This window comes from Knoellia sp. AC549 (assembly GCF_979258975.1).
Window position 1 is genome coordinate 2,089,432 of record NZ_OZ409890.1, and the last position, 26,376, is coordinate 2,115,807.

The window sequence follows — 26,376 nt, forward strand, 5'->3', positions numbered from 1 at the left end:
CGACTGCGGACCGAGCGCTCGGCTCTGCGGCTAGCCGGGACCAGCTGAGACGAGCTCACGGTCGCCCGCCTCGAGCTCCTCGGCCGCCGCCTGCGCCAGCTCGTCCTCGCGTTGGAGGTGCGCGCGCAGCTTGGTGCCCTCGACGTCGAGGTCCGGCAGGAGGCGGTCGAGCCAGCGGGGGATCCACCAGGCCTTGTCGCCGAGCACGTGCAGTGCGGCCGGGGTGAGCGTCATGCGCACGAGGAAGGCGTCGACGGCCACGCCGATCGCCAGCCCCAGACCCATCGGGCGGATCATCGTCAGATGGGCGAAGACGAAGCCTGCGAAGACCGCGATCATGATGAGCGCGGCCGCAGCAACGACGCGGTAGCCCTGCCGGAATCCGGTGCGGATGGCCGTGCGACTGTCCTCGCCGTGGGCGCGGGCCTCGTGCATGCCGGAGACGAGGAACATCTGGTAGTCCATCGCGAGCCCGAAGAGCACACCGATGAGGAGCGTCGGCATGAAGGGCATGATCGGGCCCGGACGGCTCACCTGCAGCAGGTCGCCGAGCCAGCCCCACTGGTAGACCGCGACGACGGCGCCGAAGCTGGCGGCCACGGAGAGCAGGAAGCCGGCCGTCGCCATGACGGGTACGAGCACCGATCGGAACACCGCCATGAGCAGCAGCAGCGAGAGTCCGACCACGAGCGCGACGTAGAGCGGCAGAGCGCCGGCGAGTCGTTGGGAGATCTCGATGTTGGCGACGGTCTGGCCGGTGATGCCGAGTTCGGTTCCGGCGGGCATGCGCTCGGTCAGCTCGTCCATCTCGTGCACCAGGTCGACGGTGGACTCGCTCGTCGGACCCTCGAGCGGGACGACCTGGAAGGCCAGGGTGTCGCGGTCCTCGCTGACGCCGAACGGGACGACTCGCTCGACCCCGGGGAGGTTGAACAGGGTGCGGGCGTGTCGGGTCTGCGTCCGGGTCACTTCGGCCACGTCGAGCGGCTCGTCGAAGGAGACGACGGCGACGATGGGCCCGTTGGCGCCGGGGCCGAAGTCCTTCTCGATCGTCGTGTAGGAGTGGAAGGCGCTGGAGTCCTTGGGCTCGCTGCTGCCGTCGGGAAGGCCGAGGCGCAGGGAGAAGGCGGGAACGGCGAGCAGCGCGATGGCCGCCACCGTGAGGACGATGGCGCGCCAGGGGCGGTTCGTCACTAGGACGGCCCAGCGGCCGGAGCCTCGCCCGTGCGTGGGGCCTTCGATCTCGGCGGCCTCGTGGCGGCGCCAGGTCCGCTTCGACACGACGCGGCGACCCATGAGGCTCAGCACCGCCGGGGTGACCGTCAGCGCGACGAGGACGGTCATGGCGACGGTCCCGGCGGCGACGAGGCCCATCTGCGCGAGGATCGGCAGACCTGACACGGTCAGTGCGCCGAGCGCGATGACGACCGTGGTGCCCGCGACGACGACGGCGTTGCCGGCCGTGCCGGTCGCGAGGCCGATCGAGTGCTGGAGAGGTACACCGTCGAGCAGCTGCTGGCGGTGCCGGTTGACGATGAAGAGCGCGTAGTCGATGCCGACCGCGAGGCCGAGCATGAGCGCCAGCGCGGGCGTCATCGAGTTCATCTCGAAGAACGCCGTCGCAGCCATCGCACCGAGCAGCCCGGCACCGACGCCGATGAGGGCGACGAGCAACGGGAGGCCGGCGGCGACGAGGCTGCCGAGCATCACGAGCAGGACCGCGGCGGCGATAGCGAAGCCGATGACCTCACCGATGCCGACGATGCTGCGGGTCTGGAGGATGTCGGCGCTGTAGTCGACGCGCAGCCCGTCCCTGGCGAGGGCGGTGCCGATCTCGGGGACGTGGGCCCGGACCTCGGGGGACAGTTGCGAGATGGCCGTGTCGTACTGGATCTGGAGCATGGCTGCGCTGCTGTCGGCCGTGACGAAGCGCGCCCCGTTGGTCACGTCGAGCAGGCCCTTGGCCTGGGAGATCTCCACGCGAGCCGCGGCGAGCTTGGGCTCAGCGGCGTTGAGCTGGGCGAGGATCCCGGCGTTGCCCTCGGTCCGGGCGGGGATCTCGTAGCGCAGCACCCGAGCCTGTTCGCTCTGGCCCTGCCCGGACTTCTCGAGGTTCGCGAGCTCGGTGCGCGCTGACGCGAGGTCGCGCTGACCTTCGTCGTAGAGCCACTGACCCTGCTGGAACTTCCAGTCCTGCCCCGCGTACTCCTTCTGGCCCGCCGCGAGCCTGGCCCGGGAGTCGTCGAGCGTCCTCTGGGTCTCGAACGGGTTCATCACGGACTGGACGTGGGGCGCCTTCTCCCACTCCGCGAGGGTGCGTTCGATCGCCGCGCGCTGGGCGGCGGTGATCGGGCCGTTCTCGTTCTCGATGGTGATCGTGCCGATGCCACCGGCCGCGGCAGGGATCTCCTGGCCGAGGTGGGTCAGGACGGAGTCGAACTTCGCGCCCGGGATGCTGATCGCGGAGGTCGGCGGTGTGGCGACTGCGGCCATGGCGCCGCCGAGTGCGGTGAGCGCGACGACCCAGGCGACGAGGGTGAGCCAAGCGTGGCGGGCGGTGAGTCGCCCGACGCGATAGAGCAAGAGGGCCACGGTCAGGACTCCTGGTCGGAGGAGGGCTGGGGGAGGGCGAAGGCCGTGAAGAGGTGGGCGAACGCCTGCTGGAGCAGCTGGAGGTGCAGCTGCCGGGTGCGGCCGTTGACGACGCCACGGGACTGGTCGACCCAGGCGGACGTCGCGGCGTGTCCCGCGGACATGACGGCTCCGGCGACGACGCGTGCGTAGAGCGCATCGGTCGAGGGGTCACGGTCCAGGAGGGCTCGCGAGATCTGGTCCACCTCGGCGGCCTGCGCCTCCATGAGGAAGTACCTCGCGGCCGAGGAGGTCGACGCCTGGCCGAAGCAGGTGACGGCCTTCTCGAGGACCTCGGCGTCGAGCGGCTCCGTGAGGATGGCGGCGAGGGAGTCGCTGACGTTCTCGTCGGTGGGGCGTGCGACGAACCGGTCGACGAGCCCGGCGATGGCCTGGCGCATCGGCTCCTGGAGGACGAGCTCGACCCGCGGGTAGTAGTTGAAGAAGGTGCGGCGAGAGACCCCTGCCCGGTCGGCGACGGCGTCGGCCGTGACGGCTTCGAAGCCGTGCTCTGCGACCAGGTCCCAAGCGGCTTGCTCCAGGCGCTGGGCCGTGCGCTCGCGGTTCCGCGCACGCAGGCCGTCGCTCACGGCGGGATCGGTTACCTCGTCCATGCCTCCCACGATAGGCGAAGATTGCACGGCAGTGCAACGTTGCTCTTGAGTGCACAAAGACGAGAGTATGCCGTCCGCTCAGCGCTGTGCCCACCGTGCCTGACCGGCTCGGTCGCCGCGCGGGCTAGTCACTTTGGTGCCACTCTTGTGGTCATGAGCGCCAGCAGAGCAGGCAGAGCTGTCCTCGCCAGTGCCGTGGCCTCCGTCGCCGCGCTGGCCCTCGTGGCAGGAGGATCGGTCCTGCCGGCGACCGCCGAGGGACCGGCCAGCCCCACGCCCCGGCCCGAGTCCTCGCCTCCGCCCGACCCGCCACCACACCAGCTCTCCAAGTCGACCGACGGGTCGCTGGGCCTCACCGCCTCGGACACCCGCACCATCCCCCAGCGTCTTGCAGCGGCAGGCGCCGATCCGGCCCTGGGGAGCAAGGTCAGCGCGGTCGTCCTCGACGCGGCCACCGGTGCCGTGATCTACAGCCGCAACTCCTCGTTGGCGCTCATGCCGGCCTCCAACCAGAAGCTCGTCACCGCCTTCGTCGCCATCAGCACCATGTCCCGCGACAAGACCCTGATGACGCACGTCAGGACCAACGCCAGCAAGAACACGGTGTGGCTCGTGGGTGGCGGCGACCCCGCACTCTGGGTGACGAAGGCCCGGGAGATGGCCGGCACGACGCGGTCGGCCCTCGTCGCGGCCGGTGTGCGGACGGTGGCCGTGCGGGTCGACGACACGCTGTTCCCGTCACCCACCAACGCCACCGGCTGGAAGGCGAGCTACCTGCCCGGCGACGTGGTTCCAGTCCGGCCGCTGGTCGTCGGCGGGCGCAATGCCATGGACACCGGGCTCGACGCCGGCGTGATCTTCGCCAACGAGCTCAAGCGCCTGGGCATCGGGGTCTCCTCGACCATCCGGGGCAAGGTGCCCACGGGAGCGCCAACCATCGTCAGTGCGACGTCTCCCTACATCGGCACTCTCACCGCCAACTTCATCAACACGTCGGACAACGACTACGCCGAGAGCATCCACCGGCACTCGTCGCTGACCGCGGGCAAGGGTGCCACCTGGACCGCTGCCAACGGTCATGCCCTCGCCGTGCTCAAGGCTCGTGGGGTCAACACCACGGGGGTGGCGGTCCACGACGGCTCGGGCCTGTCGCGGTCCGACCGGGCGAGCGCGGCGACGATGACCAGCCTCCTCCTGCGCGCCAACCGTGACCCGGCGATCGGGCAGGTGTTCAACGCGCCGACGAGCATGCCGACAGCCGGGGTCTCGGGAGGCCTCAGGACCCGCTTCGCCACGGCGGACACCCGGTGCGCCAGGGGCAAGGTGCGGGCCAAGACCGGCTGGCTCAGCGACGCCGTCGCCCTCTCGGGCACCGCCTACGGCGTGGACGGCCGCGAGCGGATCTTCTCGATCATCGAGAACGGCGCCGCGGACCCCACGGCGGCCCGGCTGGCGATCGAGCGCTTCGCCACTGCCGCCACGGGGTGCAACCCCGCCTGACCGTCAGTGCAGGCCCGACCCGGTCGGCCCCCACTCGCGTCGCAAGTCCTCAGTGGCCCCAGTGGTCCTCGACCATGGCCTCGAGGATGCCGTGTCGCTCGACGACGGTCGTGCGCTCGGAGTCGAGGGGACCGCTCCGGTGCCGACCGAAGTGGCTGGGAACCGGTGCGGCGAGAGCCGACATCAGCGCGCGCGAGGACCGGTCGGGGCTCGTCGCCTCCCGGAGTGCCCGCGCGACCGGACCGGGGTCGACGGCGAGGGCCGACGCGAAGACCGTCGCCAGGGTCTTCGCGTCCGCCGCCGGCAGGGCGTTCACCTCGCCCGACGTCCAGCCGACCCGGGCCCGTCGCTGCCCTCCCTGCCACAGCTGGACCCCGGTCCGGAGGTCCCCGACCACGAGGAGCAGGGCAGGGCCGAACGTGCTGACCTCCTCGGCGACCCGCTCCAGCGCCGCCTGGTTCGGCGCGCCGACATCGGCGATGGTCCAGCCGGTCCGCTCACTGTCGACCAACCGGACCCGGGTCCGCGCCCAGATGACCGGCCGCTGGAGCTCGGCCGCCGTCGCCCGGACGAGCAGGATCATCGAGGTCACGACGCGCCGGCCGCCAGCGTGACGATGTGCGACCGGTGGGTGAGGAACTCCTCGCGGGCATCGCCCCAGTAGCGCCACGGGTACGACGTCGCGTGCGGACCCATGGCCTGCAGCTGCTCGTAGGCCTCGCCGTGCCGCTCCAGGTGGAAGAGCACGCGCGCCAGGACGTTGCGGGTCTGGCCGGTGAGCTGGTGACCGGCCTCCGGGTTGGCGTCGAGGAACCCCTGGGCTCGCGCGATGGCCTCCTCGACGCGTTCCGGGTCCTGCGTGAGGGCCGATGGCTCGGCGCCGAGGTGCTCCAGGACGGCGTCGAGGAGCAGGGACTGGACCCGGGCCTCCCCGGGCGCAGCCTCGACACTCGCCCGAGCGAAGTCGTACATCTCGTCGTGCGAGCCGAACCACTTGGCGCAGACGAACTGCATCGCCTCGTAGCGAGCCCCGTAGTGGTGGGGGTCGGTCGACTCCAGGGCGCGGAGATAGCCCTCGAAGGTCTCCCGGTCGACCTCCGTCCCGCGAGCGTGGCGCAGGGCGAGCGCCCAGGGCACCGGATCGCCAGGAGAACCATCGACGGCCTGCTGGATCCGCTGGGTGGCGCTCGCCAGCAGCTCGTGGAAGGCCGCGAGCTGCTCCTGGCTGACCTGGCTCGCGTCGTTGTGCGACCGGTGCTCCCACGCCTCCTCGACGAGCCGCCGAGCGTCGACCACGGCCAGGTCCGGGTTGTCGGGGTCGCTCTCGCGCCAGGCGGCCAGCCACTGTGGAGCCTTGAGCGACAGTCGGCCGAGGTGGGCGACGTCGACGTCGCGGTCCTCCCACGCTCTGCCTTCGCGCGAACGTCGGAGCAGGTCGGCCGCCGGCTCGAACTGCCCGTCGAGCGCTGCGTTGATCGCAGGCCGCGCAGCATCGGACGGCGCGTCGAGCACGACCGCGTCGTCCGGGACGAGGGCACCGGCGAGGTCGTCGCCGTGCTCGAGGTAGGCCTTGGTCGCCTTGAGCTTCTTGAACATCCGGTCCTCCAATCTCGTCCCTGCACGCTAGCGCCGCCGCTGTCGCCGTGTCACCGGAAAGCGTCGGCGGTTGATCGTCTGGAATCCGAGACGGTATGCCGGTCGCGCAGCTGCCGCTCCCGGCATACCGGCGCTTTGCTTGAGACATGACGGACACCCAGAGGCAGCAGCAACCGATCGCCCTCGGCGGCGAACACCTCAGCATCGACGACGTCGTCCGGGTGGCACGTCACGGTGCGCAGGTCGAGCTCACCCCGGCCGCTCTCGACGCCGTCCGCGCGACCCGCGGCACGATCGAGGGCCTCGCCAACGACACGGTGGCGCACTACGGCGTCTCGACCGGGTTCGGTGCGCTGGCGACGCGGCACATCCCGGTGGAGCTGCGTGCCCAGCTGCAGCGCTCGCTCGTCCGGTCGCACGCGGCGGGTGCCGGGCCGGAGGTCGAGCGGGAGGTCGTGCGGGCGCTCATGCTGCTGCGCATCGCCACCCTTGCGACCGGGCGCACGGGAATCCGCGCCGAGACCCTGCAGACCTACATCGCCATCCTCAACGCGGGGATCACACCGGTCGTGCACGAGTACGGCTCGCTCGGCTGCTCCGGCGACCTTGCGCCCCTGTCGCACTGCGCCCTCGCGCTCATGGGTGAGGGTCGGGTGCGCGACAAGGACGGTGAGGCGATGGAGGCGGCCCAGGCTTTGGCGGCGGCCGGGATCAAGCCCGTCGAGCTCGCCGAGAAGGAGGGCCTCGCCCTCATCAACGGCACCGACGGCATGCTCGGCATGCTCTGCCTCGCCATCGCGGACCTGCGCCGGCTCGTCACGACCGCCGACATCTCCGCGGCCATGAGCGTCGAGGGCCTGCTCGGCACCGATGACGTCTTCGCCGCCGACCTGCACGCGCTGCGCCCCCAGCCGGGGCAGGCGCGTTCGGCCGAGAACATGCGAAAGGTGTTGTCCGAGAGCCCGATCCGCGAGTCCCACCGTGACCCTGAGGCCTGCACGCGCGTCCAGGACGCCTACTCGCTGCGATGCGCACCCCAGGTCGCCGGGGGAGTGCGCGACACGATCGACCACGCCGCTCGCGTCGCTGAGTGGGAGCTGGCCTCGGCCATCGACAACCCGGTCGTGACGCTCGACGGTCGGGTCGAGTCGAACGGCAACTTCCACGGTGCCCCGGTCGCCTATGTGCTGGACTTCCTCGCGATCGTCGCCGCAGACCTGGCCTCGATCTCGGAGCGTCGCACCGACCGCTTCCTCGACAAGGCGCGCAGCAACGGCCTGCCGCCGTTCCTCGCCGACGACCCCGGGGTGGACTCGGGCCTGATGATCGCCCAGTACACCCAGGCCGCGATGGTCTCGGAGATGAAGCGCCTGGCCGTCCCGGCGTCCGTCGACTCCATCCCGAGCAGCGCCATGCAGGAGGACCACGTCTCCATGGGCTGGTCGGCTGCTCGCAAGCTCCGCCGTTCCGTCGACGCCCTGACCCGGGTGCTGGCGATCGAGCTCGTCGCCGCCTCGCGCGGCGTCCAGCTGCGGGCGCCGCTGCAACCGGCTAGCGCCACCGGGGCTGTCATCGCCGGGCTGGCGGAGTTCGCGAACGTCGCTCCGGGACCCGACCGCTTCCTCGCCCCCGACCTCGAGGGCGCCTACGAGGCGGTCCTCGACGGCGCCGTCGTGAGGGCCGCGGAGTCGGTGACCGGCCGCCTCGACTGAAACCCTTCGCCTTGTGTGCCCCAGGACGGCCTATGGCTCGCCCTGAGGCACACAAGGCCGGATTGGGAGGCCCTGCGGCTCAGCGAGCGGCGTAGGACAGGTCCGCACCGATGAGGCGGGCCGCCTCCTGGAGCCGGGCGACGGCCTCGTCGACGGCTGCGTCGGTGACCCGGGTCGTCGGGCCGGACATCGACAGGGCCATGGGGCGGGGTGCGTCGGGGACGGCCACCGCGACACACCGCACGCCGACCTCCTGCTCGCCCTCGTCGAGGGCATAGCCGCGCTCGCGGGCCACGTCCAGGGCGGCGAGGAAGTCGTCGGCCGTCGTCAGCGTGTGCTCGGTCCGTTGCGGCATACCGGTTCGACTCAGCAGGGAGCGCACCGTCCCTGGGTCGCTGTCCAGGAGCATGGCCTTGCCGACGGCGGTGCTGTGGGGCAGGGTGCGTCGGCCGACCTCGGTGAACATCCGCATGAAGTTCTTGGACGGCTGGACCTGCGCGATGTAGACGACCTCGTCGCCGTCCATCATCGCCAGGTTGACCGACTCGCCGAGGTCCTCGACGGCGGCCAGCATGTGCGGGTGCGCCCACGCCGCCACGCGCTTGGAGGCGGCATCGGCGAGGCGCATGAGCCGTGGTCCGAGGGAGTACTGACGGGACTCCTCCTGACGGAGGTAGCCGAGGTCGACGAGGGTGCGCACGAGGCGGTGGATCGTGGCCAGCGGGAGGCCGGAGCGCTCGGCGAGCTGGGACAGGCCCATGACGCCGCCGGACTCGGCGAGGGTCTCGAGGATGGCGAACGCGCGGTCGATCGACTGGACCCCACCCTTGGGCACCTGGTCCTTGGTCTCGGCGGCGGCGTCATCGATGCTGGTGTCGGCCTGCGGTGCGGTCAACGGTGGCTCCTCGGTGGGGAACGGACTGTGCGGTACCAGTCTATTCCGTATATTGGAACAGTTCTTCCGTTCATGAGTCCAAGGAGACCCTGTCGTGCCCTCCATCGTTGTCACCGGCCCCCACGTCGACGGGCAGTCCGAGATCCTCACCGCGGAGGCCCTGGATCTGCTGGCCGGTCTGCAGCGCGAGTTCGGGGCGAGGCGCGACGAGCTGCTGGCCGCCCGGGTGCAGCGACGCGAGCAGATCTCGCGCACCGGCACGCTGGACTTCCTGCCCGAGACGGCGTCGGTGCGAGAGGCCGACTGGCAGGTGGCGCCCGCGCCCGCCGACCTGCGCGACCGCCGGGTCGAGATCACCGGTCCGACCGATCGCAAGATGGGGATCAACGCGCTCAACTCCGGGGCCAGGGTGTGGCTGGCCGACCTCGAGGACGCCAACACGCCCCACTGGCGCAACGTCATCGGCGGCCAGCTCACCCTGCGCGACGCCAACCGCCGCACCATCGAGCTGACGACGCCCGAGGGCAAGCACTATGCCCTCAAGGACCCTGACAACATCCCCGTCATCCTGCCGCGGCCACGCGGGTGGCACCTCGACGAGGCGCACCTCACCCTTGACGGTGCGACACTCGTGGGGGCGCTCGTCGACTTCGGTCTGTATGCCGTCCACAACGCGCGCGAGCTCGTGGAGCAGGGCAGTGGTCCCTACTTCTACCTGCCCAAGATGGAGTCCCACCTCGAGGCCCGGCTCTGGAACGACGTCTTCGTGTGGACCCAGGACCGTCTCGGCATCCCGCAGGGGACCATCCGCGCCACCGTCCTCATCGAGACGATCACGGCCGCCTTCGAGATGGACGAGATCCTCTTCGAGCTGCGCGACCACGCGAGCGGCCTCAACGCCGGGCGCTGGGACTACCTCTTCAGCATCATCAAGAACTTCCGGGACGCCCCCGGGGACACCACGCTCCCGGACCGCAACGCGGTGACGATGGACGCGCCGATGATGAAGGCCTACTCCGACCTCCTCGTGCAGACCTGCCACCGCCGTGGCGCCTTCGCCATGGGCGGCATGGCTGCGTTCATCCCCTCGCGCCGCGACGAGGAGGTCAACCGGGTCGCCTTCGAGAAGGTGCGCGCCGACAAGACACGTGAGGCGCAGGCCGGCTTCGACGGCTCCTGGGTCGCCCACCCCGACCTCGTGCCGGTGTGCGCCGAGATCTTCGACGGCGTCCTCGACGGCGACAACCAGATCGACCGCCAGCGCGATGACGTCTCGGTCACGGCCGCCGACCTGCTGGCCGTCGACCGGACCCCGGGGGAGCGCACCGAGAGCGGCCTGCGCGGCAACGTCGCCGTCGGCATCACCTATCTCGCAGCGTGGCTCTCGGGCAACGGCGCCGCCGCCATCCACAACCTCATGGAGGACGCCGCGACCGCCGAGATCTCGCGCTCGCAGATCTGGCAGTGGACGCACAGCGGCGCCGCCCTCGACACCGGTGAGATCATCACCCGCGAGCTCGTCGAGCGGGTCGTCGAGGAGGAGTATGCCGGGCTGGTCGAGTCGGGTGCCTACGCCGAGCACCTCCCGCTGGCGCGTGAGCTCTTCGTGCGCACAGCGCTCGACGACGACTACGAGGACTTCCTCACGCTCCCGGCATACGCCGAGGTCATCCGCGCGGGTGAGTGAGCCGGCAGCCTCAGGTCAACGCTGAAGCTGTTGTCCCGCAACCCAGCTCGCGGTGACGGACGGTGAGGTCCCCAGCGCGAAGGCCTTGGCGAGCGCGTCCTCAGGCGAGAACGCGTGCCGCAGCGCGACGTCCATCGTCGACCCCTGGGCCGGGTTGACCCACACGGCGTCGAACTGCTTGCCCACCGAGAAGTCACCCACCGTGTCGGCGAGGCCGAGGGCGTCGGCGCCGGCCATCGTGGCGAGGTGCAGCAGGTCGGGGGCGGCCAGCGGGCGGCCGCGGTCACCGAGGAGCTGTTGCATGAAGTAGGCCTGCAGTCCCTCCTTGAGGATCGAGAAGCCGGTCCCGGCACCGACGTCGGAGCCGAGGGTGACCCGCACGCCGTGGTCGAGGTGCTCCTTGAGGGGGAAGAGGCCGCTGCCCAGCGCCGAGTTGCTCGTCGGGCAGTGCGCGACGGTGGCGTCCGCGGAGGCGAGGTCGCGCAGCTCACCCGCGGTCGGGTGGACGTTGTGGGCGAAGACGCTGTTGCGGCCCACGAGGCCGTGCGCGGCATACGTCTGCAGGTAGTCCTCCGCGTCGAAGAGCTCCCTGACCGTCGTGATCTCGGCGAGGTTCTCGTTGATGTGCGAGGTGAACCACGCGTCTGGGACGTCCTTGAGCAGGGCCCGGCACGAGTCGAGCAGCTCGTCACTGCACGAGAGGGAGAAGCGGGGGATGACGGCATACCGGTTGCGGCGCGTGCCGTGCCACTTGTCCGCCAGGGCCTTGCCGGCGGTGTAGGCCTCGTCGGGGTCGGTGTGCAGGTCCTCGCGCAGGATGCGGTCGCTCACGACGAGCCCGCTCGTGACCCGCAGCCCGACCCGGTCGGCCTCGGTGAAGAGGGCGTCGACGGCGCCCGGGAAGTGCGAGCCGAAGACGAGTGCCGTCGTGGTCCCGGAGCGCACGAGCCCGGCGGTGAACTCGGTCGCGATCTCCTGGGCGTATGCCGTGTCGGCCAGTCGCGCCTCCTCCGGCAGGGCGGACTTCTCGAGCCAGTCGAGCAGCGGCATGCCGAGCGCGCCGATGGTCCGGATCTGCGGGTAGTGCACGTGGGTGTCGACGAAGCCGGGCAGCACGAGGCCGCCGGTGAGGTCCTCGACGTCGTCCTCCGAGTGGCGCGCGCGGACCTCGGTCCAGGGACCGCGGTCGGTGATCGTGCCGTCGACGACGCGGATGGCGCCGTCCTGCTCGGAGCGCAGCACCCCGCCCGTGAAGGGGTCGTCCGGGACGTCGAAGAAGGTGCCTCGGAAGAGGGTCATCGGGTGCTCTCCTGGGCGTGGTGGGCAGGCGCCGTGCTGTCCATGCTGTCCGTGCCCTCTGTGTCGGTCTCGTCGGGTGGGGCGTGGCGGGTCGGGGTGAACGACTGGAGCAGCGCGGCGGCCACGCTGACGGCGATGGTCGCCGGGTCCTTGCCGCTGAGCGTCGTCAGTCCGATGGGGGTGGTGATCCGGGACAGGGCGGCCTCGTCATGGCCCTCGGAGAGGAGCTTGCGGCGGAAGCGCTGCCACTTGGCGCTCGACCCGATGAGGCCGATGGACGCGAGCTCCTCGGTGCGCAGGGCTGCGTCGATGAGGGCGGCGTCCTCGGCGTGGTCGTGCGTCATGACGAGGACGTGGCTGCCGGGAGGGAGCTCTGACGGCGCGAGCTCGGGCAGGACCGGGACGTGGTGGACGTGCACGGCGGCCTCGGCGTCGGCCAGAGGGGCGAGCACGTCGTCGGTGAGGAAGCCCTCGCGCGAGTCGACGAGGTGGAGCTCGAGGTCGTGGCGGGCGAGGACCCGGGCCAGCTCCTGGCCGACGTGGCCCATGCCGAAGATCGCGACCGACGGACGCACGGCCAGGGGCTCGAGCAGGACCTCGACGACGCCGCCGCAGCACTGCACGCCGTGCTGGTACTTCGCCTTGTCCGACAGGTTCGCGGTGAAGCTGACCGGCTCGGAAGCACTGTCCTGCAACAGCATCCGGGCGCGGCAGATGGCGTCCTCCTCGAGGTTGCCACCGCCGATCGTGCCCCAGGTGCGCGTGGCCGAGACGACCATCTTGGTCCCGGCCTCGCGGGGTGCGTGGCCGCGCACGGAGGTGAGGGTCACGAGGACGCCGGACTCCCTGCTCGTGCGCAGGACGCGGACCGCATCGACCCAGGACATCTCAACCACCTGCCAGTGAGCGCACGGCGACCTCGGACTCGGGCATCCGGGTGGGTGCGTCCGGGTCCGGCTCGTCGGGGTGGTGGCCGGGGAAGCCCTCGTCGACATGCCCGTTGGCCTTCCCGTGCGCCGCCCGCGCCTGCTCGACCGCCCAGAAGACCTGCTCGGGGGTGGAGGGGCAGCCGAGGTCGACGCTCGTGCCGGCCGGTCCGAACGCTGCCGCCGCCTGACGCAGCGCCTCGCGCACGGAGAAAGCGAGCATCAGCGGAGGCTCGCCCACGGCCTTGGAGCCATAGATGGCGCCCTCCTCGTGGGCCTGCTCGAGCAGCGCCACGTTGAAGGTCTCGGGCATCTCCGAGAAGCTCGGCAGCTTGTAGGTGCTGGCCGCCTGGGTGAGGACGCGACCGCGGCCGGGCCCGTCGCTCTCGTCCCACCGCAGGTCCTCGAGGGTGAGCCAGCCGGCGCCCTGGACGTAGCCGCCCTCGACCTGGCCGATGTCGACGAGGGGGGACAGGCTGTCGCCGACGTCGTGGACGATGTCGACCCGGCGGGTCCGGTAGGCACCGGTCCAGCCGTCGACCTCGACCTCGGTGGCGGCGACCCCGTGTGCGAAGTACTTGAACGGCGAACCCTGCATGACCCGCGAGTCCCAGTGGAGTCCCTCGGTGCGATAGAAGCCGGCTGCCGACAGCTGGACCCGCGCGAAGTAGGCCGCGTGCACCAGCTCCTCCCACGGGACCTGGACGTCCGAGCCGAGCCCGGACACCAGGCCGTCACGGATGCGGATGTCCGCCGGCGGGACGCCGATCTTCGCGGAGGCCGTGATCGCCAGGCGCTCGCGGATCTGCTCGCAGGCGTTCTTGACCGCGCCACCGTTGAGGTCGGCCCCGGACGAGGCCGCGGTCGCGGACGTGTTGGGCACCTTGTCAGTGCGGGTCGGTGCCAGACGCACCGTGGACAGCGGCACCCCCAGGGTGGTGGCGGCCACCTGGAGCATCTTGGTGTGGAGCCCCTGGCCCATCTCGGTGCCACCGTGGTTGATGAGCACCGAGCCGTCCTTGTAGACGTGGACGAGCGCCCCGGCCTGGTTGAAGGCGGTGAGGTTGAAGGAGATGCCGAACTTCACCGGGGTGATGGCCAGCCCGCGCTTGGTGTGGGGGTGAGCCCGGTTGAACTCCTCGATCTCGGCCCACCGCTGGGTGACCTGTGCCGACTCCAGCACCTGGTCCCAGGCGCGGGCCAGCCGGTCGGCCTGGGTGATCGGCTGACCGTAGGGCGTGCTCTGTCCGTTGGCATAGAAGTTGCGGCGGCGCAGCTCGGCGGCATCGATCCCGAGCAGTGGCGCACACCGCCCGAGGATGTCCTCGATGACGAGCATCCCCTGAGGTCCACCGAAGCCGCGGAAGGCCGTCTGCGACGTCTTGTTGCTCTTGGCGACCCGGCCGTTCACCTTGATGTCGGGGATCCAGTAGGCGTTGTCGATGTGGCACAGGGCCCGGGCCAGGACGGGTTCGGAGAGGTCGAGGCTCCACCCACCGTCGGAGGTGAGGGTGGCCTCGAGGGCCTGGATGTGACCGGTGTCGTCGAAGCCGACCCGCCACTGCGAGTGGAAGCCGTGGCGCTTGCCGCTCATCGTCATGTCGAGGTTGCGGCTCAGGCGCAGGCGCACGGGGCGGCCGGTGAGGATGGAGCCGAGGGAGGCGATCGCCGCGAACCCGTGGGGCTGCATCTCCTTGCCACCGAACCCGCCACCCATGCGCAGGCACTGGACGGTGACCTCGCTGGAGGAACGGCCGAGGACGTGCGCCACGATCTCCTGGGTCTCGCTCGGGTGCTGCGTGGAGCACTGGACGAAGACCTGGCCGTTCTCGTCGACCAGCGCGAGCGAGCAGTGCGTCTCGAGGTAGAAGTGCTCCTGCCCGGCGAACTCGAACTCACCGCTGAAGACGTGGGCCGCCTGCTCCAGGCCGGCCTCGACGTTGCCGCGCTCGACGGTGGGCTGTGCGCCCTGGAAGCTCTCGGCGGCGATGGCCTCACGCACGGAGATGATCGACGGCAGGATCTCGTAGTCGACGACGACGGCGGCAGCACCACGACGCGCAGCCTCCAGCGTCTCGCCGAGGACCCAGCAGACGGCGTGCCCGACGAACTGCACCTCGTCGGGGAAGAGTGGCTCGTCGTGCTTGACGCCAGCGTCGTTGACGCCGGGGACGTCGGCGCCCGTGAGCACCCGCACGACACCGGGGACGGCCAGCGCAGGACTCGGGTCGAGGTCGAGGACTCTGGCGTGGGCATGGGGCGACTGCACCGGGTAGGCGTGCAGGCAGTCCTTGGTCCGAGCGACGAGGTCGTCGGTGTAGAGGGCCGCGCCGGTCACGTGGAGGTCGGCCGCCTCGTGCGGCATCGATGTGCCGACCACGCTCTGGCCGCTCTGGCCGGCAACGCCCTGGTCGGGGAGGGCAGACAGGTGGCTCATGCGGGGATCCCCTCGCTGGCGGCGTGCTCGGCGTGGAACTTGCGCAGGGACTGGCCGAGCATCGCGGCGCGATAGCGCGACGAGGCGCGGTGGTCGTCCAGCGGTGTGCCCTCGCCCGCGAGGACCCGGGCGGCGGCCTCGACGGTCTGGGCGTCCCAGGGACGACCGACGAGCGCCTGCTCGGTGGCGGTGGCGCGCAGCGGTGTGGCGGCCACCCCGCCGAGGCCGATCCGGGCCTGCCGGACGACCCCGTCGACGACGTCCACGGCGAAGCCGACGGCGACGGAGGAGATGTCGTCGAAGCGGCGCTTGGCCATCTTGTGGAACGCCGTGTGCTGGGCCAGCGGCAGGGGCAGGCGGATCTCGCGAATCAGCTCGTCGGCCTGCTTGACGGTCCGCCGATAGCCCGTGAAGTACTCGGACAGGGGCACGACCCGCTCCCCCCGCCGGCTGGAGAGGACGAGTCGGGCGTCGAGGGCCAGCAGGGCCGGCGGTGCGTCACCGATGGGGGAGCCGGTGCCGAGGTTGCCGCCGAGCGTGGCGCCGTTGCGGATGAGTCGCGAGGCGAACTGGGGGAAGAGCGCGGCGAGCAGGGGCACGCGCCCGTCGAGCCGCCGTTCGATCTCGGTGAGTGTGAGGGCCGCACCGATGCGGATCTCGTCCTCGTCCTCGTCGAGGCCCCGCAGCTCGGGCAGTCGGTCGATGGCCACGAGCAGCGGCGGGCGCGAGCCCCTGATGTTGAGCTCGACGCCGATGTCGGTCGAGCCGGCGACGAGCAGGGCGTCCGGCCGGTCGGCGAGCAGCGCAAGCGCCTCGGCGAGGCTCTCCGGGCGGACGTATGCCGCCCCGTCGGCTTCGAGACGTGTGTGCACCGGCGCTGGGGTCGGGTTGGTCGCGCGCGAGGCCAGGGCGTCGTCGAAGGCCGGGGCATCGGGCAGCGCGTAGGCGGCGTCGCGGATGGGCCGGTAGCCGGTGCAGCGGCACAGGTTGCCGCTGAGGGCGTGGAGGTCGAACCCGTTGGCGCCGTGCTCGGCGTCGCCGTCATGCTCTCCCGCCACGATGCCTTCGGCGCGCCCGGGCCGGTAGTACTCAGCCGCCATCGAACACACGAATCCCGGTGTGCAGTAACCACACTGGGAGCCGCCACGATCAGCCATCTCACGCTGCACCGGGTGGAGCCGACCGGGCGGACCCAGCCCTTCGGCGGTGACGACCTCTTGCCCGTCGAGCCCGGCAGCGGGGATGAGGCAGGCGTTGATCGCGACCCACTCGGTGCTTGCGCCATCGGTGACGCCTGGTCTGGCCACCATGACCGAGCAGGCGCCGCACTCTCCCTCGGCGCAGCCCTCCTTGGCCCCCGTCAGGCCGCTGCCACGCAGCCAGTCGAGCGCCGTCGTGTGGGGCGTGACGCTTGCCAGCGTCAGCGGTGTCCCGTTGACCAAGACCGTTGGCTGCATTGCCAACTCCTCATCGACATCGTCCCGACCAGGTGTCGTCGGGAGCATGGTTGCGAAGTGGCGACCCGCCGGTTGTCCATGCGAACGACGGGATGTCCCCAGCGTACCCACCAATGGGCGTCACGGAAAGAGAATCGGAAATACTTTTCCATTAGTGGTTCTGCGGCGCCGCGGGCTCGGGTGTCTCACCAGGTCCAGCGCATCCCGTGGCCGCCCACTCCCGCATCGAGGACCACGATGTGCGCGCAGTGGCTGGGGCCCACCTCGACCGGATGGACGGTGTGTGCGACGGCTGACTCCAGGGGCGTCTCGTAGTGCCAGACGGCGGCCGGCAGGGCGGGTGGGGTGAAGCACACCTCCAGGACGTACTCACGGAGGGGATGCCGGACCCGACGGTCGAAGCTTCTCGCCGGCGGGTACGGGGCTCGGTGCTGGAGCTCGTACTCCAAGAGGATCGTGTCGCCGCGACCGAGCGTGCGGTCGAAGAGCAGCTCGACGGCCACCACTCCGGCCGGGTCCTCGTACAGGTCACCGATGCTGCAGTGTCGGATCGGGCGCACGACAGGCAGCGTCTGCCCGGCTTCGTCCATCACGTGCATCAGCAGGTGTCGATCGACGCCGTCACGCTCGGAGCGCAGCAGCTGGCGCGCGGTCAGCGTCCGGTCGCCTCCCTCGGGGCCGACGACGAGCCGATCGTGCAGGCTCAGTCGGGTCAGGCCGGAGTCGCCTTCGGTGACCATCCCCTGCAGCGCCTTCGCGACGGCGTGCCGTCGCTCGTCGAGCACGATGCCGTCCAGCTCGGGGATGGCCTGCACCCGCTGGGTCCAGCGTCCCCTCGGCCGACGCGGGGCAAGGAGCTGCTCCAGCGCACCGTGCTCCAGGTTCAGCACGGACTCGAGCTCGCTGAGCACCTCCATCGAGCTTCTCGCGCTCCGGGCGGCTGCGGCCGGACTGCCAGTAGCTCAGAGTCGCCAGGCTCACCGCCTGGCCACGACGCTGCAGTCGCGTCTGGATCCGGCTGAGACTGAGGCCGCGTGCCTGGATGGCCTCGCGGAGCGCTTCGGGAAACGCCTGGTAGTCGGTCACAGTCCTCGTTCCGTTGGTGGGTCCCTGTCAGCAGTGCAGCGGCCGAGGATGGGGCGTCGCCATCCCCAGCATCGCCCACTCGCAGCGCCGGGGCCCAGCCTGCTCACGAGTGGACGCAACGATGGGCCGGCACCCGGAGGTGTGCCGGCCCATCGCCGTCGTGGGTCCTCAGCTCGTGGCGAGTGAGGTGTCGTCGACGACGAACGAGGTCTGCAGCGAGGAGTCCTCGTTCATGAGGTACTTCACCGTGACCGTCCTGCCCTTGTATGCCGTGAGGTTGAACGACTTCTGGGTGTAGGTCGCGTTCGTCCCCACGTTGGTGTACGTGGCCAGGGTCGTGGTCGTCGTACCGTCGACGACCTGGACCTTCATCGTGTCGTAGGCCGTGGAGCCCGACTCAGCGGTGTCGGTGCGCAGCCAGAACGACAGGGTTGCGGCCGTCACGGTCGAGGGGATCGCGACGCTCTGCTGGATCGTCTCGGTCGAGGTGGATCCGTTGCCGCCGAGCCACGCCTTCCAGCTGCCGGTGCGGGCCGGGCGGCCGGTGTTGGTCGTGATCGGCCCGGAGGTCCCGGTCCAGCTCACCGCACCGGACTCGAAGCCCGGGTTCTTGAGCAGGTTGCCCGACGGCGGAGTCGTCGGCGTGGGAGTCGGGGTCGGCGAAGGAGTGCCCGTCCCGGTCGGCGTCGGCGTCGGGGTCGATCCGCCGTCACACTTCTCGGCACCCACCGGCACCGCGATGGCGTTGAACGCCGCCTCGACGGACTTGCACGTCTGGCTCGTCGCGCCGTACAGCTCCTTCGCAGAGGCGATGGCACCCTCTCGCGCGTTGGAGTACTTGCTGTTGCGGGTCAGCTTGGTCGACAGGGTCCGGTACCAGACCTTCTCCACGTTGGTGCGGCCGGCACCCGTGACGGCCGGAGCGCTGCCGCAGACCGGGCTGTTGTAGCTCACGCCGTTGATCGTCTTGGCGCCCGAGCCTTCGGAGGCCATGAAGAACCAGTGGTTGAGCGGGCCTGAGGAGTAGTGCGGGTCGATGCTGCCGGTCTGCGAGTTGTAGCAGTCCTGGCTGCGGCCGTCCTTGCTCGGCTTGTCCATGTAGCGCAGGGGAGTGCCGTTGCCGTTGATGTCGATCTTCTCGCCGACGAGGTAGTCACCGGCATCGGTCGAGTTGTTGGTGTGGAACTCGACGCCGGCGGCGAAGATGTCCGAGGTTGCTTCGTTGAGCCCGCCTGACTCGTAGTAGATCCCGGCGTCGGGGTTGCCGTAGTCGAGGTTCGCGGTGTTCTCGGTGACACCGTGGCTCATCTCGTGGCCCGCGATGTCCAGAGCAGTCAACGGCTTGGTGTTGCCGGCGCCGTCACCGTAGGTCATCTGGGTCCCGTCCCAGAAGGCGTTGATGTAGGCGTTGCCGTAGTGGACCCGGCTGCGCGCGCCCCGGCCGTCGTTCCAGATGCCGCGACGGCCCTGGACGGAGTCGAAGTAGGCGTAGGTCTTCTCGGCGCCGTACTGCGCGTCGACCCCCGCGGTCTGTCGGTTGCTCGTGGTCCCGCTGCCCCACGTGTTGTCGGCGTCGGTGAACTGGGTTCCCGTCGCAGTGCTCGAGGTCGAGCCGTTGAGGTCGGTGGTGTAGTTGCCCACCGGGTCCTTGAGCAGCCAGGAGCTGCCCGACTGGGTCGTGTTGAGCGTGACCTGGCCGGCGTACTGCGAGTTGCCGGTGCCGTGCTTGACCTCGTCCCACGCGTGGAGGATGGCGCCGGAGTCGACGTCGACGAGGGTGTGCAGGCGGCTGGGCGTCTGGTCGGCCTTCACCCCTTCGGTGATGACCTCGTAGGCCAGGCGTGGTGCTGCGCCACCGGCCCAGACGACGAGCTTGTTGTCCTTCGCCTTGACCGTCGATGACTTCCGGGCGTGCTTGGTCGCCACGGACGTGGCCTCGGCGGCGCTCTTCCTCGGAGTCGTCGAGGCAACTGCCGCCTTGCCGGACGCGTTGAAGCGCACGTCGGCCTTCGTGCCGCTCCTGGTCGTCTCGAGGACGAGGTCGCCGCCGATGACCCGCAGGCCCTTGAAGGTGCGGTCGTAGCGGATGTGCTGTGTGCCGTCACGATCGGTCACGACCGACGTCACGACGAGCTTCTCGTCGGCCGAGAGACCCAGGGCCGCGTGGTCACGGGCGGGGTCAGCCTTCGCTGCTGCGGCAGGGCCGGAGCTGGCCGTGAGGCCAAGGGCTCCGGCAAGGGGCAGGGCCAGAGGGAGGGCCAGGGCGGCGGTGACCGCCATGGCTCCGGTGGATCGTCGAATCACGTCATACCTCTTCCGGTTCGGACCGCACGGGATGGCCGTGCGGTCTCGGGGTAACCGAGAGAGTGGTGCTCACGAGACGTCCAAGGCAATGCCCTCTTGCCTGTTTCGCGCCCTTAACTGTTAACCGGATTGTCTGCCCAACTCAGCTTTGCCGAGTTCTTACCTTTCCTTGACCAGGCGCAGACCACGGAAACCGGGGCGTCATGCGCCGCGCGGACGTCAGACGAACTGGCGGCTGAGCGTCGCATGCCGGTTGACGTCCTTGTAGAGGAGGTAGCGGAAGCGGCCCGGGCCGCCGGCATAGCAGGCCTGGGGACAGAACGCCCGCAGCCACATGAAGTCACCGGCCTCGACCTCGACCCAGTCCTCGTTGAGCAGGTAGACGGCCTTGCCCTCGAGGACGTAGAGGCCGTGCTCCATGACGTGGGTCTCGGGGAAGGGGATGGCGCCGCCGGGGTCGAAGCTGACGATGTTGACGTGCATGTCGTGACGGATGTCGGTGGGGTCTGCGAACCGCTGGGTCTTCCAGGCTCCGTCCGTGCCAGGCATCTCGAGGCCCTCGACCTCGGCGTCGGAGGTGACGAAGGCCGGCGGGACCTCGATGCCGTCGACGTGCTGGTAGGCCTTGCGGATCCAGTGGAAGCTCGCCACCTCGTCGCCGCGGTTGTGCAGGGTCCAGTCGCTCCCGGGCGGGAGGAACGCGTAGCCCCCTGGTGCGAGGCCGTGGACCTCATCGCCCAGAGTGAGCTCGAGAGTCCCCGACACGACGAAGAGCACGCCCTCGGCGCCGGGGTCGAGCTCGGGCCGGTCCGATCCTCCACCGGGCGAGACCTCGACGATGTACTGGCTGAACGTCTCGGCAAAACCGCTGAGCGGGCGCGCGATGAGCCACATGCGCATGCCCTCCCAGAACGGGAGCAACGACGTGACGATGTCGGTCATCGTGCCCTTGGGCAGGACGGCATACGCCGTCGTGAACCGGGCACGGTCGGTCGTGAGCTGGGTCTGCGGCGGCAGGCCACCCTGGGGTGCGTAGTACTTGGTCATCGCTGTCCTCTCGTGAGCAGCCGTCCACCGGGTGCGCTGTCGTTCGTGATGGGTATGCCGTGCAGCCAGGTCGCTCTGACCTGGCCGTGCAGGTTGTGGTCGGCCCACGCCGACACCGGGTTCTTGTGGTGCAGGGCGGTCACGTCGACGACCCACTCCTCCTCGGGGGCGAAGACGACGAAGTCAGCGTCGGCCCCGACGGCGAGGCGACCCTTGTGGTGCAGGCCGACCCGGTCCGCCGTGGCCGTCGCCATCCACCCCACCACGTCGGCGAGGGTGTGTCCGCGCTCGCGGGCGACGCTCCACATGGCGGGGAGCCCGAGCTGCAGGGAGGCGATCCCTCCCCAGGCCAGGCCGAAGTCGCCGACGTCGAACTGCTTGAGGTCCGCCGTGGAGGGCGAGTGGTCGGACACGACGAAGTCGATGTCGCCTGCGGCCAGTCCCGCCCAGAGCTCGTCCTGGTTGCTGTGGTCCCGGATCGGAGGGCAGCACTTGAACTGGGTGGCGCCGTCGGCGATCTCGTCGGCGTCCAGGGCGAGGTAGTGCGGGCACGACTCGACACTGAGGTCGAGTCCTTCGGCGCGGGCGGCTCGCAGGCTCGCCAGCGCGCTGGCACTCGACAGGTGCAGGACGTGCGACCTGCCGCCGGTCTCGCGGGTCACGTCGATGACCAGACCGATGGCGACGTCCTCAGCGGTCGGAGGCCGTGAGGCGAGGAAGTCGCCATAGGCCCGTCCGCTGGCTGGGACAGCAGCCTCCAGCGTCCCGGCGTCCTCCGCGTGGACGATGAGCAACGCTCCGAGCCGGGCGGTCTCGGTCATGGCCGCCCGGAACTGCTCGGCGTCCAGGGGCGGGAACTCCTCGACCCCGGAGTCGGCGAGGAAGCACTTGAACCCGAAGACGCCGGCATGGTGCAGGGCCTCGATGTCGCCGAGGTGGTCGGGCACCGCACCACCCCAGAAGCCAACGTCGACGTGCACCTGGGGAGCAGCCACCGACTGCTTGGCCCGCAGGGCGTCCACCGTCACCGTCGACGGGATGCTGTTGAGCGGCATGTCGATGATCGTCGTGACGCCACCAGCGGCCGCGGCCCGGGTGGCGCTGTCGAAGCCCTCCCAGTCGGTGCGGCCGGGTTCGTTGACGTGCACATGGGTGTCGACGAGACCCGGCAGCAGGACCTCGTCGTCGCTCAGCTCGAGGACCTCGGCTGCGCTGCCTCCATCACCCACGTCCTCGCCGAAGGCGTCGATCGCGACGATCCGCCCGGCATGCACCGACACCACGGCAGACCGCTCCCGGCCGTCGACGATCGCCCGCGGTGCCCTGATGACGAGATCGGCCTGCACACCCCTCATCGTGGACCACTCGCGCCCACGGGGGAGCGATGGAGCCCCAGAACACCGCCGTCGGCCTCGACGAGGTCACCGTCGCGCAGGTAGGGGCGTGGCTCCGCCCGGGTGACCGCCGTGCCCACGGGCGTGCCGGTGAGGACGACGTCACCCGGCTCCAGGGTCATCAGTCCACTGAGGTGGACGAGGATGTCCGGGACGTCGAACACCATGTCGGACGTGGACCCGTCCTGCATCCCGATCCCGTTGACCGAGAGCCGCAGGGCCACGGCGCCCGGGTCGCTGACCTCGTCGGGCGTCACGAGCCACGGACCGAGCGGGCAGAACGTGTCGGCGCACTTGCCCCTGGCCCAGGGCCCACCACCGGCGGCGAGGTCGCGGTCGGTGACGTCGTTGGCGAGCGTGTAGCCGGCCACGGCCCCCAGCGCCGCGGCTCGGTCGACGACCCCGCGCAGGCGGTGCCCGATGACGAGGGCCAGCTCGACCTCGAAGTCGGTGCTCGTCGAGCCCGGCAGCGGCCGGATCGCGTCGGTCGGTCCGCACACCGACGACGGTGCCTTGAGGAACACCACGGGTGACGCGGGCGGGTCGACACCGAGCCCGGCGGCATACGACCGGTAGTTCAGGCCGATCCCGATGACCTTGCTCGGTCCGACCACCGGGGGGCCGAAGCGGCCGCCGGCACGGTCGAACGTCGGCAGGGCGCGTGGATCCAGGCCCGGGAGAACGGTGTCGAGGAACGCGCCGTCGATGTCGGAGGTCACGGACGACAGGTCGCGCAGGACGCCGTCGACCTCCACCACCGGTGTCTCGCGGCCCTGTTCGCCGATGCGGGCAAGTCTCATGAGGTCTTCCTGTCTCGTTGGAGGAGCCAGCGGCCGATCTCGGCTCCGGCTCGCTCGAGCAGTGGTCCGGGGGCGCGGAACGCCTCGTCCGGTTCGGTGGCCAGGTCGGTGAGTGCCCAGGCGCGCTCGATCCCGGCTGCTGCCAGGGTCTCTGGGCTCAGCTCGCATCGTCCCGCGACGGCCACGACGGGTATGCCGTGTGCGCGCGCTGCGCTCGCCACTCCCGCAGGTGCCTTGCCGTTGAGCGTCTGCTCGTCGAGGGAGCCCTCGCCGGTGACGACGAGGTCCACCCCCTCGAGGGCTTCGTGGAACCCGGTGAGGTCCAGCGCGAGCTCGACCCCCGGCCTCAGCTGGCCGCCGAGGGCGACCAGCGCGGCATACCCGACTCCACCGGCGGCGCCGGCGCCGGGAACGTCCCGTCCCTGGGCACCGGTCGCGGTGTCGAGGAGGTCCGCCCACTGGCCCAGTGCCGCCTCCAAGGCTTCGACCTGCTCGGGGTCGGCGCCCTTCTGTGGTCCATAGACCGCGGCTGCTCCGCGCGGACCCGTGAGCGGGTTGTCGACGTCGCAGGCCACGAGCAGCTCCACCTCGGCGAGTCGGGGGTGCAGGCCCGTCAGGTCGATGCCGGCCACGTCAGCGAGGGCTCCACCACCGTCAGCGAGCTCGCGCCCCGACGCGTCCAGGACCCGGGCGCCGAGAGCGACCAGCATGCCGGCACCACCGTCGGTCGAGGCGCTCCCGCCGATCCCGAGGACGACGCGCTCGGCGCCGGCATCGAGCGCGTGGGCCAGCGCCTCGCCCAGGCCACGGCTGGATGCCGTGAGCGGTGCCAGGTCGTCGCCCAGCAGGGCGAGCCCGCACAGGCCGGCCATCTCGATGACCGCACCCGTGCCGGACACGGCATACGCACCCTGGCGAGATGCCCCGGTCGGGCCGCTCACCGTGACGGCGACCTCGGTGTGGCCGGCCTCGAGCGCGGCGGCGACCATCCCGTCGCCACCGTCCGCCACGGCGACCCGGATGATGTCCACCCGGTCCTCGACATCGCCCAGGGCCGCCCGCAGTCCGCGACCGACGTGCTCGGCCACCTCGGCGGCGGTGAGAGTCCCCTTGAACTTGTCAGGGGCGAGCAGGACTCGGGTCATGGCGCTCAGTCGAGGTTGGCATAGAGCGCGGTCGGGGCGTCGACACCGCTGTCGGCGAGCGCCTCGAACTCCACGACGTTGTCGATCTCGGTGCCCATCGAGACGTTGGTGACGCGCTCGAGGATCACCTCGACGATGACGGGGACGCGGTGCTCGACGATAAGCTTCTTGGCCAGCTCGAGAGCCGGCAGGATCTCCTCGGGGTCGAAGACGCGAATCGCCTTGCAGCCCAGGCCTTCTGCGACCTTGACGTGGTCGACGCCGTAGCCGGCCAGCTCAGGGCTGTTGATGTTGTCAAAGGACAGCTGCACGCAGTAGTCCATGTCGAACCCGCGCTGCGCCTGCCGGATGAGGCCGAGGTAGGCGTTGTTCACGAGGACGTGGATGTAGGGCACCTTGAACTGTGCACCGACGGCGAGCTCCTCGATCATGAACTGGAAGTCGTAGTCGCCCGAGATCGCGACGACGGTCGCGTCCGGGTCGGCCGTCGCGACGCCGATCGCCGCCGGGACGGTCCAGCCGAGCGGTCCGGCCTGGCCGGCGTTGATCCAGTGACGGTCCTTGAAGACGTGGAGCATCTGCGCGGCCTGGATCTGCGAGAGACCGATCGTCGAGACGTAGCGGGCGTCCTTGCCGAAGGCCTTGTTCATCTCCTGGTAGACGCGCTGCGGCTTGATGGGCGTGACGTCGAAGTTGGTCTTGCGCCACAGCTTCTGCTTGCGCTGGCGCACGTCCTGTGCCCAGGCCGAACGGTCCGCCAGCTCGTCGCGGCGCTCCTTGGCGACCTCGACGAACAGGGCGAGCGCCGCCTTGGCGTCAGAGACGATCCCGAAGTCCGGTGCGAAGACGCGCCCGATCTGGGTCGGCTCGATGTCGACGTGCACGAACGTGCGGCCCTTGGTGTAGGTGTCGATGCCACCGGTGTGGCGGTTGGCCCAGCGGTTGCCGATGCCCAGGACGAAGTCGGACGCGAGCATCGTCTCGTTGCCGTAGCGGTGCGAGGTCTGGAGCCCGACCATGCCGGCGTGCAGCTCGTGGTCGTCGGGGATGGCACCCCAGCCCATGAGGGTCGGGACGACGGGGATCCCGGTGAGCTCGGCGAGCTCGACGAGCAGCTCTGCTGCGTCGGCGTTGATGATGCCGCCACCGGCGACGATGAGCGGGCGCTCCGACGCGGCGAGCATGTCGAGCGCCTTCTCGACCTGCCGACGGCTCGCGGCCGGCTTGAACGCGGGCAGCGGCTCGTAGGTGTCGATGTCGAACTCGATCTCGGCCAGCTGCACGTCGATGGGGAGGTCGATGAGGACCGGGCCGGGCCGGCCGGAACGCATGAGGTGGAACGCCTGCTGGAACGTGCCCGGGACCTGCGCCGGCTCGAGGACGGTCACCGCCATCTTGGTGAGCGGTCTGGCGATCGAGGCGATGTCGACGGCCTGGAAGTCCTCCTTGTGGAGCTTGGCCACGGGAGCCTGCCCGGTGATGCAGAGGATCGGGATCGAGTCGGCAGAGGCCGAGTAGAGGCCGGTGATCATGTCGGTCCCGGCCGGGCCGCTCGTGCCGACACAGACGCCGATGTTGCCGGCCTTGGCGCGGGTGTATCCCTCTGCCATGTGCGAGGCGCCCTCGACGTGCCGCGCGAGCGTGTGGTGCAACCCGCCCTGCGTCTGCATCGCCTTGTAGAAGGGGTTGATGGCAGCGCCGGGGAGCCCGAAGACGTTGGTGATGCCCTCCTTCTTCATGATCTCGACTGCAACTTCGGCGGTCTTCATGCGTGCCATGGTCGTGTCCTGTCTGGTGTGCTGCGAAAAGGGGCGGGTATGCCGCGAAGCCGGCTGTGCGGCATACC

The 26,376-nt window shown here is 70.4% G+C and carries 19 protein-coding genes; 3 read left to right on the forward strand and 16 right to left on the reverse strand.

Translation table 11 applies throughout. The features are described from left to right. Positions 1–30: 30 nt before the first annotated feature. Positions 31–2,592 carry an MMPL family transporter gene (locus ACZZ98_RS10085; protein WP_463516112.1) on the reverse strand — a complete coding sequence of 854 codons (2,562 nt, stop codon included), beginning with the start codon at positions 2,590–2,592 and terminating at the stop codon, positions 31–33. 2 nt (positions 2,593–2,594) lie between these two features. Continuing rightward, entirely contained in the window at positions 2,595–3,245 is a 651-nt protein-coding gene (locus ACZZ98_RS10090; RefSeq protein ID WP_463516113.1) for a TetR/AcrR family transcriptional regulator, read from the reverse strand. Positions 3,246–3,398: 153 nt separating this feature from the next. On the opposite strand from ACZZ98_RS10090, the gene ACZZ98_RS10095 reads away from it, so the two are divergent. Then, the gene (locus ACZZ98_RS10095; RefSeq protein ID WP_463516114.1) at positions 3,399–4,745 is read left to right on the forward strand and encodes a D-alanyl-D-alanine carboxypeptidase/D-alanyl-D-alanine-endopeptidase; all 1,347 of its coding nucleotides are present in this window, start codon (positions 3,399–3,401) and stop codon (positions 4,743–4,745) included. Between the two features lie 49 nt (positions 4,746–4,794). Here ACZZ98_RS10095 and ACZZ98_RS10100 read toward each other — a convergent pair whose 3' ends face one another. Further along, a complete protein-coding gene (locus ACZZ98_RS10100) occupies positions 4,795–5,337 on the reverse strand; it encodes a hypothetical protein (RefSeq protein ID WP_463516115.1) in 543 nt (180 codons plus the stop codon). Then, positions 5,334–6,341 carry a hypothetical protein gene (locus ACZZ98_RS10105; protein WP_463516116.1) on the reverse strand — a complete coding sequence of 336 codons (1,008 nt, stop codon included), beginning with the start codon at positions 6,339–6,341 and terminating at the stop codon, positions 5,334–5,336. The genes ACZZ98_RS10100 and ACZZ98_RS10105 overlap by 4 nt, the downstream gene beginning before the upstream one ends. A 146-nt stretch (positions 6,342–6,487) precedes the next feature. Here ACZZ98_RS10105 and hutH point away from each other — a divergent pair, with 146 nt between their 5' ends. Next, positions 6,488–8,053 carry a histidine ammonia-lyase gene (gene hutH / locus ACZZ98_RS10110; protein ID WP_463516117.1) on the forward strand — a complete coding sequence of 522 codons (1,566 nt, stop codon included), beginning with the start codon at positions 6,488–6,490 and terminating at the stop codon, positions 8,051–8,053. 79 nt (positions 8,054–8,132) lie between these two features. Here the strand turns inward: hutH and ACZZ98_RS10115 are convergent, their stop codons facing one another. Continuing rightward, a complete protein-coding gene (locus ACZZ98_RS10115) occupies positions 8,133–8,888 on the reverse strand; it encodes an IclR family transcriptional regulator (RefSeq protein ID WP_463517760.1) in 756 nt (251 codons plus the stop codon). Positions 8,889–9,042: 154 nt separating this feature from the next. On the opposite strand from ACZZ98_RS10115, the gene aceB reads away from it, so the two are divergent. Further along, a complete protein-coding gene (gene aceB, locus ACZZ98_RS10120) occupies positions 9,043–10,635 on the forward strand; it encodes a malate synthase A (RefSeq protein ID WP_463516118.1) in 1,593 nt (530 codons plus the stop codon). Between the two features lie 15 nt (positions 10,636–10,650). Here the strand turns inward: aceB and guaD are convergent, their stop codons facing one another. The 11 genes from guaD to gcl form a co-directional block, all read right to left on the reverse strand. Next, the gene (gene guaD / locus ACZZ98_RS10125; protein ID WP_463516119.1) at positions 10,651–11,934 is read right to left on the reverse strand and encodes a guanine deaminase; all 1,284 of its coding nucleotides are present in this window, start codon (positions 11,932–11,934) and stop codon (positions 10,651–10,653) included. Beyond that, a complete protein-coding gene (xdhC, locus tag ACZZ98_RS10130; RefSeq protein ID WP_463516120.1) occupies positions 11,931–12,821 on the reverse strand; it encodes a xanthine dehydrogenase accessory protein XdhC in 891 nt (296 codons plus the stop codon). Before xdhC ends, guaD begins: the two co-directional genes overlap by 4 nt. Before the next feature lies 1 nt (position 12,822). After that, positions 12,823–15,297: a xanthine dehydrogenase molybdopterin binding subunit gene (gene xdhB / locus ACZZ98_RS10135; RefSeq protein WP_463516121.1), complete on the reverse strand. Its 2,475-nt coding sequence runs from the start codon at positions 15,295–15,297 to the stop codon at positions 12,823–12,825. Further along, positions 15,294–16,754 carry a xanthine dehydrogenase small subunit gene (locus ACZZ98_RS10140; protein WP_463516122.1) on the reverse strand — a complete coding sequence of 487 codons (1,461 nt, stop codon included), beginning with the start codon at positions 16,752–16,754 and terminating at the stop codon, positions 15,294–15,296. Before ACZZ98_RS10140 ends, xdhB begins: the two co-directional genes overlap by 4 nt. Positions 16,755–16,939: 185 nt before the next feature. Then, complete coding sequence (locus tag ACZZ98_RS10145) at positions 16,940–17,671, reverse strand: hypothetical protein (RefSeq protein WP_463516123.1); 732 nt, start codon at positions 17,669–17,671, stop codon at positions 16,940–16,942. A gap of 337 nt (positions 17,672–18,008) precedes the next feature. Next, positions 18,009–20,144, reverse strand: a complete 2,136-nt coding sequence (locus ACZZ98_RS10150; protein WP_463516124.1) for a M4 family metallopeptidase — start codon at positions 20,142–20,144, stop codon at positions 18,009–18,011. Between the two features lie 219 nt (positions 20,145–20,363). Next, entirely contained in the window at positions 20,364–21,191 is an 828-nt protein-coding gene (locus ACZZ98_RS10155; protein WP_463516125.1) for a bifunctional allantoicase/(S)-ureidoglycine aminohydrolase, read from the reverse strand. Continuing rightward, positions 21,188–22,546, reverse strand: coding sequence for an allantoinase AllB (gene allB / locus ACZZ98_RS10160; protein ID WP_463516126.1), 1,359 nt, complete (start codon positions 22,544–22,546; stop codon positions 21,188–21,190). Before allB ends, ACZZ98_RS10155 begins: the two co-directional genes overlap by 4 nt. Then, on the reverse strand, positions 22,543–23,385 hold the full coding sequence (locus ACZZ98_RS10165; protein WP_463516127.1) for a fumarylacetoacetate hydrolase family protein: 843 nt from the start codon (positions 23,383–23,385) through the stop codon (positions 22,543–22,545). The genes allB and ACZZ98_RS10165 overlap by 4 nt, the downstream gene beginning before the upstream one ends. Then, positions 23,382–24,530: a glycerate kinase gene (locus tag ACZZ98_RS10170; RefSeq protein WP_463516128.1), complete on the reverse strand. Its 1,149-nt coding sequence runs from the start codon at positions 24,528–24,530 to the stop codon at positions 23,382–23,384. Before ACZZ98_RS10170 ends, ACZZ98_RS10165 begins: the two co-directional genes overlap by 4 nt. Before the next feature lie 5 nt (positions 24,531–24,535). After that, a complete protein-coding gene (gene gcl, locus ACZZ98_RS10175) occupies positions 24,536–26,308 on the reverse strand; it encodes a glyoxylate carboligase (protein WP_463516129.1) in 1,773 nt (590 codons plus the stop codon). Between the last annotated feature and the right edge of the window lie 68 nt (positions 26,309–26,376).